Origin of the sequence: Corynebacterium sp. MSK073 (genome assembly GCF_030232085.1) — a bacterium.
Lineage (GTDB): Bacteria > Actinomycetota > Actinomycetes > Mycobacteriales > Mycobacteriaceae > Corynebacterium.
This window is the reverse complement of record NZ_JASPIY010000011.1, coordinates 63,894-80,957: the sequence shown is the minus strand read 5'-3', so window position 1 is coordinate 80,957 and position 17,064 is coordinate 63,894. Positions and strand designations below refer to the sequence as shown.

At 59.9% G+C, this 17,064-nt stretch carries 12 protein-coding genes; 6 read left to right on the top strand and 6 right to left on the bottom strand.

All coding sequences use genetic code 11. The features are described 5' to 3' along the window. Window positions 1-177 precede the first annotated feature (177 nt). The 4 genes from nrdF to leuS all read right to left on the bottom strand — a co-directional run bounded on the left by nrdF (window position 178) and on the right by leuS (window position 5,425). On the bottom strand, window positions 178-1,191 hold the full coding sequence (gene nrdF, locus QP970_RS08615) for a class 1b ribonucleoside-diphosphate reductase subunit beta (RefSeq protein WP_284772024.1): 1,014 nt from the start codon (window positions 1,189-1,191) through the stop codon (window positions 178-180). A gap of 39 nt (window positions 1,192-1,230) precedes the next feature. Next, on the bottom strand, window positions 1,231-1,704 hold the full coding sequence (gene nrdI, locus QP970_RS08610; RefSeq protein WP_023016373.1) for a class Ib ribonucleoside-diphosphate reductase assembly flavoprotein NrdI: 474 nt from the start codon (window positions 1,702-1,704) through the stop codon (window positions 1,231-1,233). Between the two features lie 136 nt (window positions 1,705-1,840). Further along, on the bottom strand, window positions 1,841-2,575 hold the full coding sequence (locus tag QP970_RS08605; RefSeq protein ID WP_284772023.1) for a metal-dependent transcriptional regulator: 735 nt from the start codon (window positions 2,573-2,575) through the stop codon (window positions 1,841-1,843). Window positions 2,576-2,578: 3 nt separating this feature from the next. Further along, the gene (gene leuS, locus QP970_RS08600) at window positions 2,579-5,425 is read right to left on the bottom strand and encodes a leucine--tRNA ligase (RefSeq protein ID WP_284869855.1); all 2,847 of its coding nucleotides are present in this window, start codon (window positions 5,423-5,425) and stop codon (window positions 2,579-2,581) included. 297 nt (window positions 5,426-5,722) lie between these two features. On the opposite strand from leuS, the gene QP970_RS08595 reads away from it, so the two are divergent. From QP970_RS08595 to QP970_RS08585, 3 genes are all read left to right on the top strand, one after another. After that, window positions 5,723-7,306: an alkaline phosphatase gene (locus QP970_RS08595; RefSeq protein ID WP_239269591.1), complete on the top strand. Its 1,584-nt coding sequence runs from the start codon at window positions 5,723-5,725 to the stop codon at window positions 7,304-7,306. A 111-nt stretch (window positions 7,307-7,417) separates the two neighbouring features. After that, window positions 7,418-10,003, top strand: a complete 2,586-nt coding sequence (locus QP970_RS08590) for a hypothetical protein (RefSeq protein WP_239269590.1) — start codon at window positions 7,418-7,420, stop codon at window positions 10,001-10,003. 1 nt (window position 10,004) lies between these two features. Continuing rightward, window positions 10,005-10,637: an MOSC domain-containing protein gene (locus tag QP970_RS08585; RefSeq protein WP_239269628.1), complete on the top strand. Its 633-nt coding sequence runs from the start codon at window positions 10,005-10,007 to the stop codon at window positions 10,635-10,637. Window positions 10,638-10,663: 26 nt separating this feature from the next. Here the strand turns inward: QP970_RS08585 and QP970_RS08580 are convergent, their stop codons facing one another. Both QP970_RS08580 and QP970_RS08575 read right to left on the bottom strand, forming a co-directional pair. After that, complete coding sequence (locus QP970_RS08580) at window positions 10,664-11,848, bottom strand: MFS transporter (RefSeq protein WP_370657797.1); 1,185 nt, start codon at window positions 11,846-11,848, stop codon at window positions 10,664-10,666. A 220-nt stretch (window positions 11,849-12,068) separates the two neighbouring features. Continuing rightward, window positions 12,069-13,544, bottom strand: a complete 1,476-nt coding sequence (locus QP970_RS08575; RefSeq protein ID WP_239269588.1) for an NAD-dependent succinate-semialdehyde dehydrogenase — start codon at window positions 13,542-13,544, stop codon at window positions 12,069-12,071. Window positions 13,545-13,854: 310 nt separating this feature from the next. Between QP970_RS08575 and QP970_RS08570 the strand changes: the two genes are divergently transcribed. From QP970_RS08570 to trpD, 3 genes are read left to right on the top strand one after another with little or no spacing between them, the layout of a single operon-like run. After that, window positions 13,855-15,381, top strand: coding sequence for an anthranilate synthase component 1 (locus tag QP970_RS08570; RefSeq protein ID WP_239269587.1), 1,527 nt, complete (start codon window positions 13,855-13,857; stop codon window positions 15,379-15,381). After that, window positions 15,378-16,025 carry an anthranilate synthase component II gene (locus QP970_RS08565; RefSeq protein ID WP_239269586.1) on the top strand — a complete coding sequence of 216 codons (648 nt, stop codon included), beginning with the start codon at window positions 15,378-15,380 and terminating at the stop codon, window positions 16,023-16,025. Before QP970_RS08570 ends, QP970_RS08565 begins: the two co-directional genes overlap by 4 nt. Beyond that, window positions 16,025-17,044 carry an anthranilate phosphoribosyltransferase gene (gene trpD, locus QP970_RS08560; protein WP_239269585.1) on the top strand — a complete coding sequence of 340 codons (1,020 nt, stop codon included), beginning with the start codon at window positions 16,025-16,027 and terminating at the stop codon, window positions 17,042-17,044. The genes QP970_RS08565 and trpD overlap by 1 nt, the downstream gene beginning before the upstream one ends. Window positions 17,045-17,064 lie beyond the last annotated feature (20 nt).

Sequence of the window (17,064 nt, the reverse complement as noted above, 5' to 3'; positions counted from 1 at the left end):
ACTACCCCCGGTACCCGATATCCGCACCGGTCGGTACTCGATACCGCCCTACCGGTACTAAATAGCGTCGCGCGTCAATGGTTGGCGATCTTCTTCGCAATGCTTTCCCGCCGCAGGCTGCCAACGAGTACAAGAAGTTTCATGATGTGTGTCCTTTCGCGTGGAGGCTTGTTGATTTTAGAAATCCCAGTCGGCATCGGAGGTCTCTACGGCTTTGCCGATGATATAAGAGGACCCCGACCCCGAAAAGAAGTCGTGGTTTTCATCCGATCCTGGCGTGAGTGCCGCGAGGATTTTCGGGTTGACCTGGCATTCCTCGTACGGGAAGAGGTTGGGATAGCCCAGATTCATCAGGGCTTTATTAGCGTTGTAGCGCACGAATGTAGCGACATCATCCATAAGCCCGTACGGTTCATAGAGCTCGCCGGAATAGCGCATCTCCAGATCATAGAGCTTGCGCACCAGGTCAAAGGTGAATTCGTGCATTTCTTCGCGGCGAGCTTCCGTAGCATGGTCCAGTCCCCGCTGAAACTTGTATCCGGAGTAGTAACCGTGGACCGCCTTATCCCGCAGGATGAGCCTGATCATGTCAGCGGTATTGGTGAGCTTCCCGTGCACGCTAAAGTGCAGTGGAAGATAGAAGCCGGCGTACAGCAGCAACGAGGATAAGAGGGTAGAGGCAACCTTGCGTTTTAGTGGGTCGTCGCCGTAGTAATGCACCATCACACTGGTAGCGCGCTGCTGCAGCACTGGGTTATCCACGGCCCACGCATAGGATTTTTCGATCTCTTCGGTGCTGGCCAGGGTGGAAAAGATGGAGGAATAACTCCGCGCGTGCACCGCCTGCATGAAGGCGATATTGGTATAAACAGCCTCCTCATGCTCAGTCCGGGCATCTTGAATCTGGCTGATTTCACCGACGGTCGCCTGCACGGTATCCAGTAGGGTCAACCCGGTAAATACGCGGATGGTGAGGTCTCGTTCGGCTGGGTCCATGCGGGACCAGTCATTGCGGTCATTGGAAAGCGGGACCTTCTCCGGCAGCCAGAAATTCGAGGTCAGGCGGTTCCACACCTCTAAATCCTTATCATCCCAGATGCGATTCCAGTTCACTGGGCGCAACGGGGTGGAGGCATCGTGGCGAAAATGCGGCGGGGTTTGGGATCGCTCAATGAGCTCTTGATATTTCATCGGTATTTTCTCTTTTCTTTGTCTTCGAGGCCCTAGCCATCAGGCAATGGACGCGTGGGCGGTGGGGTAGAGGTGGTGCGCAAAGAAGTCCTGCAACCCCTCCCGTACGCGGGCAACATCGCGGTCGGTACCGAGCAGCTCAAAACGGTAGAGCTCAGGCACGCCGCACTTTCGGGCTATCTGTGGCCCGGCGCAGCAATACGCTTCACCAAAATTGGTATTTCCAGAGGTGATGACGCCGCGCAGGAGTGCGCGATTTTCCGGAACGTTGAGGAATTGGCGCACCTGCACCGGAATCGCCGCCTTGATATTGCCGCCACCGTAGGTCGGGACGATGAGCACAAAGGGCTCGGTGACATAGAGCATTCCTTCGCGCTTCGGCCGCAAAGGAATGCGTGCCGCCGGAAAGCCCAGCTTGTGGACAAAACGGTGGGTATTTTCACTGACCGAGGAAAAATACACAAGATTAGCGGCGGTCTTAGTGCCGCAGGGTGGCGTCGAGGCTGTAGTCATCTCGCTCCTTAGTGGCTGCGCCGAAGCGCACTTTCTGCTTCAACTACAGATCTAACGTACTTTTAACTACGTCGCAACTAACCACCGTTGACATGCGCAAATAACCCAACTTCCAAAAAGAGGAGGGGTAGGAAAGTTACATGCGCACCCACACGGCGCGGGCTGCATGGGAGCTCAAAGAAAACGCCACGGAATACTCATTCTGGGCATTCTCGTTCTGGTTGCCCTCTACGCGCACTACCATCCCGCCGGAATAGGGCTGGCTTTCGCGCACGCTCACGGCAGCGCCGATGGTCAGGTTATTCTCGCTGAAAAAGCGCAGCAGATCGGCATCCGCATCACTGATGCGGTCGACTACGCCGGCCTCGCCAGGCTCCAAATCGCTGAGTTTGCGCAGATCTCCTGGCTCGGACGCGGGGGTCGCGGCATAGTCTGCGGGGTAGTCACCCGCGGCGCTGGGGATGGGGTCTCCATGCGGATCGCGGCGCGGGAACCCCAGTTCAGCGTCTATGCGCTCCAGAAAGAAATCGGAGACGCAGTGCTCTAATTGCTCGGCTTCCGCGTGGACCTGGTCCCAGCGGTAGTGCAGGGATTCCACCAGGAAGGTCTCGATGAGGCGGTGCCGCCGCACCATGGCAAGGGCAAAGGCACGCCCCTCGGCACTCAGCCCGATGGCACCATACGGCGTATGGGTGACGAGGCCCTTTTTCTCTAGTCGCCGCACCGCATCCGACGCGCTGGAGAGCCGAACGCCTATGTGCTGGGCGAGCATCTTCACCGTCACGGGCTCGTCGTGCCATTCGCCCAGCTTAAACAGGGCCTTGAGGTAGTCCTGATTGGACGGCGAGAGGCCCGAGACGTCCACGCTCATTGGTTACTTAACCACCAGGTTCACCATCCGGCCGGGAACGTAGATCTTCTTCACCACGTTCTTGCCGGAGGTAAGGTCAGCCACCTTGGCATCGGCAAAAGCAGCCTCGAATACGGCGTCTTGGTCAGCATCGGCCGCGACGTTGATGCGGGACTTAACCTTGCCGTTGATCTGGACTGGCACCTGAATCTCATCATCTACCAGGTATTTCTCCTCAAATGAGGGGAGTGGCTCGTAGGTGATGGTCTCATCGTGGCCAAAGCGCTGCCACAGTTCCTCCGCAATGTGCGGGGCGATGGGGGAGACCAGCTGGGCGATGGGCTCCACCGCCGCGCGCGGTGCCTCGGTGCGGTAGGTCTTGGTCAGGTAGTTGACGTATTCGATGAGCTTGGCCACCACCGTGTTCAGGCGCAGGTTCTCATAATCATCGCGCACGCCCGCGATGGTGCGGTGCAACTGCTTCAGATCATCCTGGGTGAGCTCGGCATCGGTAGTAGCCACTTCACCGGTGTCCTCATTGATGGCCAGGCGCCACAGGCGCTGCAGGAAGCGCTGCGAACCGACGACGTCCTTGGTCGCCCACGGGCGGGAGGTATCCAGCGGGCCCATGGACATCTCGTACACGCGCAGGGTATCGGCGCCAAAGTCGCGGCAGATATCGTCCGGGGCCACGGCGTTTTTCAGGGACTTGCCCATCTTGCCGTACTCCTGGTTGACCTCTTCACCGTTGTAGTAGAACTTGCCGTCCTTTTCCTCTACCTCGGCCGCAGGGACGTACACGCCACGGGAATCGGTATAGGCGTAGGCCTGAATATAGCCCTGGTTGTACAGGCGGCGATATGGCTCCTGAGAGCTGACAAAGCCCAGGTCAAAGAGCACCTTGTGCCAGAAGCGGGCGTAGAGCAGGTGCAGCACGGCGTGCTCGACGCCGCCGACGTACAGATCCACGCCGCCCGGATCGTTTTCACCGTGCTCATCGGGGCGCGGGCCGGTCCAGTAGCGCTCGTTTTCGATATCGCAGAAGGCCTCGCTATTGCGGGGATCGATATAGCGCAGCTGGTACCAGGAAGAACCCGCCCACTGGGGCATAACGTTGGTATCGCGGTAGTAGGTCTGCGGGCCATCGCCCAAGTCCAGCTCTACTTCTACCCAGTCGCGGACCTTGGCCAAGGGCGGCTGCGGCTCCGAGTCCTTATCTTCTGGGTCGAAGGAGGCCGGCTTGTAGTCTTCCACCTCGGGCAGCTCCACCGGCAGCATCGACTCTGGCAGCGGATGAGCCATGCCGTCCTTGTCGTAGACGATGGGGAAGGGCTCGCCCCAGTAGCGCTGGCGGGCGAAGAGCCAGTCGCGCAGCTTGTACTGAATCTTGCCGCGACCGGAGCCGTCCTTTTCCAGCCATTCGATGGCCTGGGCGATGGCCTCCGCCTTATTCAGGCCATTGAGGTCCAGACCATTATCGTTGGCGGAGTTTACCAACGCGCCGTCCTCGGTCCAGGCTTCTTCCTCGATATTGCCGCCGGAGACGACCTCCGCAATCGGCAGGCCAAAGGCCTGGGCAAACTCATAGTCGCGCGTATCGTGCGCGGGAACGGCCATGATGGCGCCGGTACCGTAGCCGGTCAGCACGTAGTCCGCGATGAAGATCGGGATGCGCTTGCCGGAGACCGGGTTGATGGCATAGGTGCCCAAGAATACGCCGGTCTTTTCCTTGTTTTCCTGGCGCTCCAGGTCCGACTTTGCCGCGATATCCGCGCGGTAAGACTCGACGGCTTCCTTCGGGTCATCGTTGCCGTAGGTCCAGCGCTCGTCCACGTCATCGTCGTAAGGAATGGGGGACAAGAGGGCATCGACAAGCTCATGCTCCGGTGCCAAGACCACGTATTCCGCGCCAAAGAGCGTATCTGGGCGCGTGGTAAACACGTCGATGCCGTAGCCTTCCGCGGGGAAGGTTACCTCCGCACCGCGGGAGCGACCGATCCAGTTGCGCTGCATGGACTTGACCTTCTCCGGCCAATCCAGCAGCTCCAGATCATCGAGCAGGCGATCCGAATACGCGGTAATGCGCATCATCCACTGGGACAGATTTTTACGGAAGACCGGGAAGTTGCCGCGCTCAGACTTGCCTTCCGCGGTGACCTCCTCGTTGGCCAAGACGGTACCCAGGCCCGGGCACCAGTTCACCGTGGAGTTGGACAGGTACACCAGGCGGAACTCATCGACGGCCTGGGCCTTTTCCTGCGCGGACAAGTCCTCGTAGTAGCGCCCGTCCTTGGTGGTGCGCTTATTGGCCTCCAATTCCTTGATGAGCTCAGCAATGGGGCGGGCCTTTTGCTGCTCTTCATCGAACCAAGAATTATAAATCTGCAGGAAGATCCACTGTGTCCATTTAAAGAACTCAGGATCCGTGGATTCCACCGAGCGGCGCGGATCGTGGCCCAAGCCCAGCATGCCCAGCTGGCGGCGCATGTTGTCGATATTGGCCATCGTGGTGGTCCGCGGGTGCGTACCGGTCTGAATGGCGTACTGTTCGGCCGGCAAACCGAAGGCATCGTAGCCCATGGTGTGCAACACGTTCTTGCCCAGCATGCGGTTATAGCGGGCGTAGGTATCGGTGGCGATATAACCAAACGGGTGCCCCACATGCAGGCCCGCACCGGAAGGGTAGGGGAACATGTCCTGCACATTGAGCTTTTCCTTGGGCAGCTCGCCCGCACCCGTGGCTAGCGAACCGACCGGGTTCGGCGCGTTAAAGGTCTCGTGGTCCTTCCAATACTGCTGCCAAGTCTTTTCGATCTGGTTCGCCAGCTCAGGGGTGTAGCGGTACGACGTGGAATCGCTCGGTTTAGTCATAAACACACAGTGTAATAGCCCCAGCCCGGCGCGGGGTAGGCAGAGGTGGGTTTTGCTTCACTAATCCGGCACCGGGCTGGCACTCTGGCGGTGACGAAGGGGGAGTGGGGCAAGGACTAAGGCCCGCCACGAGATGTTCCGGCGGTGTTTAGGAGCTATTAACGCCCAGTTCCTTTCATGGTTAAACCACGCCTTTATCTTCAATTCAAGGCTTTGCACCCAGCTATGTCTGGGTTACTTCTCTCTTGCTCGCAAAGCCACCATCTCTTCATCTCTCACTTCCACAAAGGACAATTCATGCGCACCTCTCTCCGCATTGGCGCCGCTGCCGTAGCCGCAACCGTGGCTACCGCTGGCGCAATTGCCCCAGCCACCGCCGCCGAATCCCAGGGCCCAAAGAACATCATCTACATGATTGGTGATGGGATGGGCTACGGCCACGTGGCATTTAATAACCTCTACGAAACCGGCCAATCCAAGTACCTGGTCGATGGCGCATTTAGCGCCGAAGGTCCAGAAGAACTCGACGGCGAATCCGTGCAGCGCTTCGAAGACTTCAACCGCCTGTCCATGACCACCTACCCAAATAACTCTTCCTATGACCCACAAAAAGCGTGGGCTAGCCATGAGTACGTGGATAAGGGATACACCGATTCCTCTGCTGCCGGCACCGCCATGTCCACCGGCGTGAAGACCGATAACGGCAAGCTGGGCGTGAACGATTACGGCCACGAGCAGGAAAACACCTCCGAGCGCGCCAAGAAGGCCGGAAAATCCGCCGGCGTGGTCTCCTCCGTGCCGTTTAGCCACGCCACCCCAGCTGCCTGGGCCGCGCACAACATTTCCCGCAATAACTACCTGGAGATTGCGGATGAGATGTTCAACTCTGATCTTGATGTCATCATGGGTGCCGGCCACTCGTTCTACGACGATGACAATAAGAAGAAGGATGAGGCCAAGTACAAGTACCTATCTGAAGAGGTCTACAACAAGCTGTCTTCCGGCGAGTCCGACTGGAACTACGCCGAAACCAAGGAGCAATTTGAGGCCTTGGCCCAAGGCGAGGTCGCGGCGGGGGAGAAGTACTTCGGCCTGGCGCCTGTGGCCTCGACCTTGCAGCAGGGGCGCACCGGCGAGTCAGCGGAGCCTTTTGACATTCCGTTTAACGATGTCGTGGATCTTCCCACCATGACCACCGGCGCCCTCAACGCGCTGGGCCAAAATGACGAGGGCTTCCACGTCATGATCGAAGGCGGTGCCATCGACTGGAGCGGCCACGGCAACCAATCTGCCCGCGATATCGAAGAGGTACAGGACTTCAATAAGTCCGTCGATGCCGCCATCGACTGGGTAGAAGAAAACTCCTCCTGGGACGAGACCCTGTTGGTGGTTACCGCTGACCACGAAACGGGATACCTCTCCGGTGCCAATGAGCGCTCTGAGGGCAAGTTCAACTCCATGAACGGTGGCGGTAACAACACCTTGCCCTCTGGCCACCAGTGGTACTCCACGCAGCACACCAACCAGGTCGTCCCATTCTTCTTCCAGGGTGCTGGCTCGGAGGCCCTTCGCGCGAAGGCCACCCACACCGATCCTGTGCGCGGTGACTACATCGATAACACCACCTTGGCCAAGCTCACCTTGAATGAATGGTGGATCAAGCACGATGACCAGGGCGGCAACGACCAGGCAGACGATTCTGCATCCGATCAGCCCGGCAACAATGACAACGGCGATGACGGCTCTTCCAAGAGCGGGCTCCTCGCCGGCATCGCGGGCGCCGGTATCGCCTCGCTGGCCATCGGGGCCATTGCCTTCTTGGCGCAAAAGCTGGGCATCATCACCATCAACCCGAATGCGTGGCGTAACTTCTTCCACTAATCCACGCGATTAATCGCGCGCGAAGGCTTTCATCACCGGCGGTGGTGAAAGCCTTTTTGGCCTCTGCCTGCAGAATCCACATCTTTTCAAAAATGATCTAGGCTGGTGTAAATGAGCCAGGAGAAGTTTCGTAGCCAGCTATCATCTTTTCTAGACGCGGCGGTTTTTCAGGGGGTCCCGCATCTTCGCCTCGCGCCGGATACCGATACTTTAGAGCTTTACCTGCCAGCCGTGGGCGCGGCCTATGAACCAGAAGACCCGCAATGGACCGTGGCCACGCAGCTATTGGATGGTACGGAGGTCACCCGCAAGTTTTATTACGTCGCCGGTGAAGAACCTGGCCTGTGGGTTTCCATGCCACAGCCCTTTACCCACCTTGCCGTAACGTTTGCGGAGCAGACCCTGGAGTTTGCGGGTATTGCCAATGGCGGCCTGCTGCTCGATTCCGCGCACCGCCCCGTCGATAGCACGCAGCCCATCCCGCAGGGCGCGTACACCTTCATCGCGCCGAACGGCACGCAGCTAACACCTACCCCGGATAGCCAGCCGCGCCCGCATGGCGCGTGGGAAGGCTGGTCCATCTTTGAGCTAGCGGCAGAAGATTCCTTCTCCATTGCTGTGCCGCGCCAGGACAAGGCCACCATCACCGTTGCGGATAGCGCGGATTTTTCCTGGGATATGGCGGTCAAGTCCCTGCCCAACGCGCGCGGGCTGGACGGCGAGCTGGTGTACACGAAATCCCCGCGCCTCTTGGTCAATACCCCACTTCACCTGCAGCTGACCTATGTCCCCATCGGTGGGGAAGAGGAAGAAATCTTAGAAGATGAGCTGCCGGAGGGAATCCATGAGGTTCTACCCGGCGACGTCTTCGAAGACCCCTGGGTGGGCCGGTATCGCTTTAGCCTGTTTAAGGGCGAGGAGCTTGTCGATGTCCACTATCTCAACTTTGCCGAAACGCTCCACATGCGCTCCAAGAACGAGGGGCCCCGCGGCACCAACTTCCGCTTCATCGACGCGCTGGGTAACCTCTCGCCGTTTAGCTATGCCCTGGCCTCGTCTTCCGATAAGCCCATTCACATGGAAAAGGGCCAACGCGTATTTGGCGAAGACGAATCGGTGCGCGAGGAGACCATCAGCAGCGAGGCCGGCTACGAGCTGACCTTTGAGGTCATTCCGGCGACCATCCGCACGCGCGTGAAGCGTACCGCGGCCGAGCCCGTGGATTATATGGACAAGCAAGTCATCCTGGCGGATCAGCTGGATGCGGATGCACTCTTTACGGTGCACTCACCGGAGCCGCTGCCGCTGGCGAAATTCGTGGTCATTGATAAGAACCAGAAGATCCGGGATCTCGTTACTGCCAATGGCTCGACGGAGGCGACCAATACTCTCTCCGTGCCGAATCGCGCGCTTAAGGCCGCGCTGACCAAGAAGTCCTCGCTGGAGCTCTACCTCCTGTGGTCCACGCTGTCCTACGAGGAGTACCTGGAGGGCCTGCCGGATAAGGAGCGCGCGGCGCACTTGAAGCGCAGCATGGACCGCCGCGTGATGGAATACGAGGCAACCGCGGCAAGCGACCTTATCTATGCCGCCATCGCCACGGTGCGCAAGACGCCGCTGGTCGCCCGCGCCACTATCGAAGACGGCATTCTTATGCCCGAGCAAACCCACGAGGAAGAGGTGGAGCTTTTGGCTTGGGCGTGGCCGCTTGGCAACCCCGCCAGCGAGCCGCTGCCCTTGGAGCCGGTTGAGGAGGGCTTCGAGCTGCCGGAGGAATTGCACGAGGCGGGCGATCTCATCGTGGACTTCCGCGAGGATGAACCGGCCAGCGATCTCGCCGCCCCGCAGTACCCGCCGGCGAGCTCGCTTATCATCTTCCACGATGGCGAGAGCGAGAATACCGCCGGCACGTGGGAGACCTATGCCGCCCTGCGCCGCCTTGCCCCCAAGGCCAAGGAGACCTTCGAGGGCGTTATCAAGGACATCGAGGCTGATCCGCGCGCCAGCCTCGATGCGCTCATGCAGGTGGACTTCGCGCGCGGCCAGCGCATGCGCGCGTTGGTGCGCACGGGCCTGATTACCAGTTCCTTTAACAGCGATGGGGAAGAGGCCACGGATCCGTCTTCCGTGCTCGCCGCGCTTGCCGATGCCAACCAGGCCCACGTGGAGCACTCCGGCTCCCCCTCGCTGTGGCGGACGGCCACTACGGGCGTAGACGATGTCACCCGCCCCATGCTGCTCATGAGCGCCACCGGCGAGGCCCCAACGCCCGCTACTGACAGCGCGCAGCTGTGCGATGACGCCCACCGCATCGCCGCGCTGCGCGAGTGCTTCGATAACGACTTGGCGCTGACCCGCCTGGGGACCATGTCCAACCTGCGCTCTACCGCGCTGCAATTGCGGGTGACGCTGCAGCAATTGGGCGTAGATAAGTCGGTATTGCACACCCTGCTCGCCCTGGACGCCTTCGGGGATGGCAACACGGATCTTGGCGGCTCTGCCTGGATCCCGTTTATTTCCTATGTTTTTGCCATTACCGCGCGAGGGGTGGCCAATGGGAAGCTCACCGATCCAGCCGTGGCCTCCGCGCTGGATAACGCCCTCCCGCAGCTCGCGGAGGCGGTTTCGCTGGCCCCGGAGCTGTTTTACCGGGATATTCTCACTGCGGAGGCACTTACCCGCGACTACAGTGACTGATATGCAGGTTATTTCCACCAACGTCGCCGTGCGCAGGCCGGATCCGAGCGGGAGGCATGAGTTTTCGGGCATCGACAAGCGCCCGCAAGACTTCATCGATATCTCCGCTCCCGGACCAAATTACGGCGATGGTTCTGGCGTGCGCGGTGATTCTATCGGCGATAGCGATCACCACGGTGGAAGTGACAAGGCGGTTTATGCCTATGCCCGCGAGGAATTGGATTATTGGGAGGATTCGCTGGGCCGCACGCTGGCTTCAGGGTCTTTTGGGGAGAACCTCACCACGCGCGGTATTGATCTCTCCGCGCTGCTTATCAATCAACGCCTCCACATCGGTACGACCACGCTCGAGGTCTCCATACCCCGCCAGCCGTGCGCTACCTTTTCCGGCTGGGTGCAGGAAAAGGGCTGGCTCAAGCGGTGGACCGCGCGCGGTGATTGCGGCGTGTACTTCCGCGTCATCTCGCCCGGGCGCATTTCTGCGGGGGATGCCATCACCCGCGGCCCCGCTCCCGCGCACGATATCACCATGCGCATGGCATTTGCGGCCAAGATGGGGGACCGAGCGCTGGCCCGGCGCGTGGTCGATGCCAAGTGCTTGCCGCCCCAGCACGCAAAAAAGCTCCGGGTATAAACCCGGAGCCAAAATTCATTGCGCCTTTAAGCCGGCTGCGTGCCCTCTGTGGCGCTGACGACGGGCGCCTTCGCCTTGGGGTAGCGCCCGTGGACCATGTAGTAGTACACCGCCGCTACGGCGATGAGGCCGGCCAGGATGAGGTACATCGTATCGAAGCCGGTGGCGCTCACGATGGGGCCAAGCCCGAAGGGGGCGAGGCCGATGCCGAAGTCCATCAAGAGGAACATCGTGGAAATACCCGCGCCTATCTGGGCGGCCGATACAGAGCGTACAGAAATGGCCTGGCAGGCGGGGCTTAGCGTGCCGTATCCCATGCCCGTAAACGCACCCGCGACCACGAGCATCACGTCATTGCTGGGAAAGCCCATGATAATAAGGGCGATGGCGAAGGACACCAGGCCCAGGTACATGACCGAGTTATCGCCTTTGTGGTCCTGGATGCGGCCCAAGAAGAAGCGCATGATGAGCATGACTACGGCGTAGCCGATGAAAAAGAGGCCGGCGCCGGCGGCCAGGTCCTCTTCGCGCGCATAGGCATTGAGATAGGTGACCACACCGGAGTAGGCGATGCCCACAAGCAGCATGAAAAAGCCGATCGGCAACACGTTGGGGTGCACCGCGTTGCGCAGCTTGAAGGCCGGCTTTTCCTCATCGAGCTCCGCCGGGTAGCGCAATACGAGCGCCAGCACGAGGGAGACGATATTGGAACCTAGGGCGACCGCAAAGAGGGTGTTATAGCCAATATTATTGGCCAAGAACAAGCCCACTGCCGGGCCGAAGGCGGTGGCAAGGGTGGTGCCCAAGGCGAAGTAGCCGGTGCCTTCCGCGCGGCGCTGCTGGGGGATGACGGATTGCGCGACGGCCATCAGCGCCGTAGAGGTCAGCGCATAGCCTGCGCCGTGAAGCAGGCGCACCAGGATCAGGACGGCCACGTTATGCGCCACGAAATAGCCCACCGTCACGATGCTGACGAAGGCCAGCGAGGTCAGGGCGGCGTGCTTTTGCCCCACGCGGTCCACCAACCAGCCGGAGACGATGCGCATGAAGGTCGCGCCCAAAACGAAGGCGCTGGAGGCAAAACCACTGACGGTATCGGACGCCCCGAAGCTTTCGACGGCATACAGGGCCATGGTCGTCACCGTTAGGTAGAAGACAAGGAACTGGCCAAAATTAGCCACCCACGCCAATAGGAACGTGGGTGTAATCAATGGCGGCTGAGCTGCCGCTGAATTCGTTGTTGACAAGACTCACTCCAAATAAAAAATAAAAAATCCTCCCAACCGCGCACGGCCCCAGAAGGGCCGCGTGCGGGGAGAAGGAAAGCAATCACAATTATGCGGGGAGTGAGTATACGCCGCACGCACTTAAATGTTTAATCAAACACGGTTATAAGCGCGCTAAACAGTGATTGCGTTGCCGGCTAAAGGCCTAAGCGTTGGCATAAGGGTCGCGGATGCCTAGGTATTGCACGGAGGTGTATTCCTCGATACCTTCCGCGCCACCCTCGCGGCCCATTCCGGATTGCTTCACTCCGCCGAAGGGGGCAGCGGCATTAGAGATAACGCCGGCGTTGAAGCCCATCAGGCCAAACTCTAGGCCATCAGCGATGCGCCACAGGCGGTCCGAGTTCTCGGTAAAGACGTAAGATGCCAAACCGTACTCGGTATCATTGGCGATCTCGAGCGCCTCTTCCTCGGTACTGAAGGTGATAATCGGGGCGACTGGACCGAAGATCTCTTCCTGGGCGACGCGTGTTTCACGTGAAACATTGGTAATCACCGTAGGCTCGTAGAAGTATCCGGCACCGTCCCCGCGCTTACCGCCGGTGGCGATGGTAGCGCCCTTTTCTGCAGCATCGTCCACCAATGCCGCAATGCTCTCCAAAGCCTTGGACTCGACGAGAGGTCCGCAGGTAATACCTTCGTCCATACCATTGCCCAGATTGAGCTTCTCAAACTCCGCAACGAGTTTCTCAGAGAACTCCTCAGCAACAGACTCGTGGACCAAGAAGCGGTTAGCTGCGGTGCAGGCCTCGCCGATATTGCGCATCTTGGCGCCCATCGCACCCTGGACCGCTTGGTCAATATCTGCGTCCTCAAAGACAATGAATGGGGCATTGCCGCCCAGTTCCATGGAGGTACGCAGCACGTTATCGGCCGCGCCCTTCAAAAGGGTCCGGCCCACTGGGGTAGAACCGGTGAAGGAAAGCTTGCGCAAGCGGTCATCGGCAAGCAATGGCTCCGAAATTGCAGATGCAGACTTGCCGGCAACGACGTTGAGAACGCCCTTTGGAAGCCCAGCATCGATCATGGTTTGCGCAAAGTACTGCGCAGTCAGGGGAGTCAGCTTGGCCGGCTTGAGCACCATCGTGCAACCCGCTGCCACCGCAGGAGCCACCTTGCGAGTAGCCATGGCCAACGGAAAGTTCCACGGGGTGATCAGAAGGCAGGGGCCCACCGGCTTGCGGCGAGTGATCATCCGCAGCGTGCCTTCGGGAACGGTTGCGGCGCGACCGTAATCGCGCACCGCTTCCTCACTGAACCAACGCAGGAACTCGCCGCCATAAGTGACCTCGCCCTTAGCTTCCGCGAAGGGCTTGCCCATCTCTAGCGTCATCAGGGCGGCGAATTCATCTGCCCGCTCCTGTACTAGATCGAATGCTCGGCGCAGAATCTCCGCGCGCTCGCGCGGCGTGGTGCGCGCCCAGTCATCCTGCACGGCACAGGCAGCGTCGAGGGCAGCAATCGCATCGTCCGAGTTTGCGGAAGATAGCGTCGCCAGCGTTTCGCCCGTCGCTGGGTTTTCAACGTCAAAAGTCTCGCCGGAGGTGGAATCGCGCCACTCACCACCAATAAGCAATTGGGTGGGGACCTTTGCAATTACCTCGTCGATATTAATACTCACTTATCGTCACCTTTCTTGAAGATATTGACCTGCACCACATTACCCTTAACGGGCGCGAAGACCACTCATTAGATACCGATTGAATATTTTTCACTTGTTTCTTCCACGCTATAGAAATTTAGGCTAGGCTAGTGCCCATGAAGAAAATGACTACTCGTTGGTGGTGGCGCGCGTAACTCGCGGGCCTTTCTTCGCACCCCATTTTTAGGCTCGCATTCTGCGGGCCTTTCGGCGTTTTCAGTGCCTTTGCTCGCGGATACCCCGGGTCCCTCGCACTCTGTTCCTCAGTTACTCCTGAAAGGGCACTGCAATGACATACACCGCCACCCGCGATATTGCCTATTGCCGGGATGCCTCAGCGCTATTTCATAGCTTGGCGCGATCGAGCGATTCCTTGTTATTGGAAAGCGCGGATATTGAAACCAAGAAAAACCTCACGTGCCTGGCCGTGCTCGATGCCGCGGCGAGAGTGACCTGCACCGGCCAGCGAGTTCGCGTCCTCGCACTCAGCCCAGCGGGGGAGCAGCTCATCACCATGCTGTACTCGCGTTTTACAAACCGGATTGTTTCACGTGAAACCACGGAAATTGTCTTTGAGTTCTCGCCCTCCAGCGAGTCTGATGAACGGCAACGGCTCCTAGATGAATCGACGGCCGATATCCTCCGCGCGCTGCAGCGCGATCATTCCTATTCCTCGCCCTTGTTGCCATTCGTCGCCGGCGGCTTTGCCTATGACTATTTGGCCACTTTTGAAAACCTGCCTGAGGTAGGCGAGGGGCCCAATACGTTTCCCGATTATGAATTCCTCGTCGCCCAAACTGTCCTTGCGGTGGACCACCTAACGAAGACGGCGCGGGTAGAGGGCTGGGATATCGACCGAGCCCGCTTGGAAGACAGGCTCGACGCCTTGGCCGCCACGCCCATCGACGCGATAGAGAATCCGGCGCTTGACCAGCCCGTGGAGACCTTGAGGGCGACCGCGGATATTGACGATGCCGCGTTTTGCGAGCAGGTGACGCGGCTCAAGGGCAATATTGACTCTGGCGATATTTACCAGGTCGTCCCCGCTCGCACCTTCACGGTGGACTGCCCCGATGCCTTCGCGGCCTATCGCCAGCTCCGGGAGACTAATCCTTCGCCGTATATGTTCTATCTCCGGGGAGAAGGTTATGAGCTTTTCGGCGCATCACCGGAATCCAATTTGAAGTTTGACCCAGAGACGCGGCAGGTGGAGCTCTATCCCATTGCCGGAACTAGGCCCCGCGGGCTCAACCCGGACGGCACGATCAACGATGAATTGGATATCCGCAATGAGCTAGAAATGCGCACGGATACCAAGGAGTTAGCCGAGCACACCATGCTGGTAGATCTGGCGCGCAATGACCTCGCCCGCGTAGCAGAACCCGGCACCCGGCGGGTGGCAGACCTGCTCCAAGTAGACCGCTATTCACGAGTCATGCACCTGGTCTCCCGCGTGACCGCCACGTTGCACGAGGACTTCGATGCCCTCGATGCCTACCGCGCCTGCATGAACATGGGAACGTTGACCGGCGCACCCAAGTTGCGCGCCAGCGAGCTCATCCGCCAGGCCGAACACAAGCGCCGTGGCTCCTACGGCGGCGCAGTGGGGTACCTGCGCGGCGACGGCGCCATGGATACCTGCATTGTCATTCGCTCCGCCTTCGTCCACCGCGGTACGGCCGCCGTCCAAGCTGGTGCCGGGGTGGTGCACGATTCCATCCCGCAATCCGAAGCCGATGAAACCCTGCACAAGGCCTATGCCGTTCTCCACGCCATTGCCCTCGCGCACAACGCCACCCTGGAGGTACAGCGATGAATTCACCGCACGTGGTCTTGCTCGATAACCACGATTCCTTTGTCTATAACCTCGTCGATGCCCTCGCCGGTTACCGCACCACCGTCTACCGCAACAGCGTCTCCGTCGCGGAGGTGCTGGCGGCCGAGCCCGATATTATTGTCCTTTCCCCAGGCCCCGGCCACCCGCGCGATGCTGGTTGCATAATGGAGCTTATCGGTGCCACCTTGGGCACCATCCCCATCCTCGGCGTCTGCTTGGGCTTCCAGGCGCTATTGGAATACCACGGTGGCGGGGTAGGGCCGTGCGGCCCCGTGCACGGCAAGTCCATACCTATGACGCTTACCGATGCCGGCACCGCCCACCCAGTCTTCGCCGGCCTAGCCACCGATGCCGATCCCGCCCAGCCCTGCGTCCCCGGCACCCAGGTCCCCGTGGCCCGGTATCACTCCTTGGGGTGCACGCGCGTGCCAGCCGGCATGCGGGTGCTCGCGGAGACGGAGGCAGAGATCGGGACCATCGCCATGGCGGCAGAAACGGACGATGGGATGGCACTAGGGATGCAATTCCACCCCGAGTCAATCCTCTCGCCCCGTGGCCCAGACATGCTAGACCGTTGCATCCACCGACTATCGACCCATCCCACTATGGAGCCAAAGCATTAATGACGAACCAAAGCCCATTGAAAACGCTGCAAGCCTTCTTGGATAATCCCGCACCCACCGTGGAGGAGGCCACCAAGGTCTTCACCCCGGTTGCCGTGGGTGATTATGACGATATTCAGATCTCCGCGTTGCTCACACATATCCGCACCCGCGGCGAAACCCTCGCGGATATCACGGGTGCCGCCAAGGCATTCCTGAAAGTTGGACACCCCTTTCCCATTACCGGCGAGGGACTCATGGACTCCGCGGGCACGGGCGGCGATGGCGCAAATACCATCAATATCACTACGGCGGCCTCCTTGGTTGCCGCCGCTGGGGGAGTGAGGATGGTCAAGCACGGCAACCGGTCCGTTTCCTCCAAGTCCGGTTCCGCCGATGTGCTCGAGGCACTGAATATTCCCCTGGACCTGGACGTGGACCGCGCCGTCCGGCAATTCGAGGCCTCCAATTTCACCTTCCTCTTCGCTCCGGCCTACAACCCCGCAGTGGCTCACGTGCAACCGGTGCGCAAGGCGCTCGGGGTCTCCACCATCTTCAATACCTTGGGACCCCTGCTCTCCCCGGGCCGCCCCAAACTACAGATCATGGGCATCGCCAACCCCGCCCAGGGTCCCATGATCGCGGAAGTCTTCCGGGAGCTGGGGCGCACGCGGGCGCTCGTCGTCCACGGCGCTGGTACCGATGAGATTGCCACCCACGGCACCACCCAGGTTTGGGAGCTAAAGGACGGCGAGATTTCACACTATGAGCTAACGCCGGAGGAGTTGGGCATCGCCAAGCATGAGCTCAGTGAGCTTGCCGGCGGCGACGGCCAAGATAATGCCGCGCACGTGCGCGCCATATTTAATGGCTCGGGTAAGCCGGCGCACTATGACGCTGTCGTGGCATCGGCTGGGGCAATGTTTTATCTGGGTGGCACCACGGCCTCCATTGCAGAGGGCGTCGCGCACGCCAAGGGGCTCATCGATAGCGGGGACGTGGACCGCTGGCTGCGCACCCACGAGCAAGCGGAATACTAAGAAGGCCACACGAGGGAAAA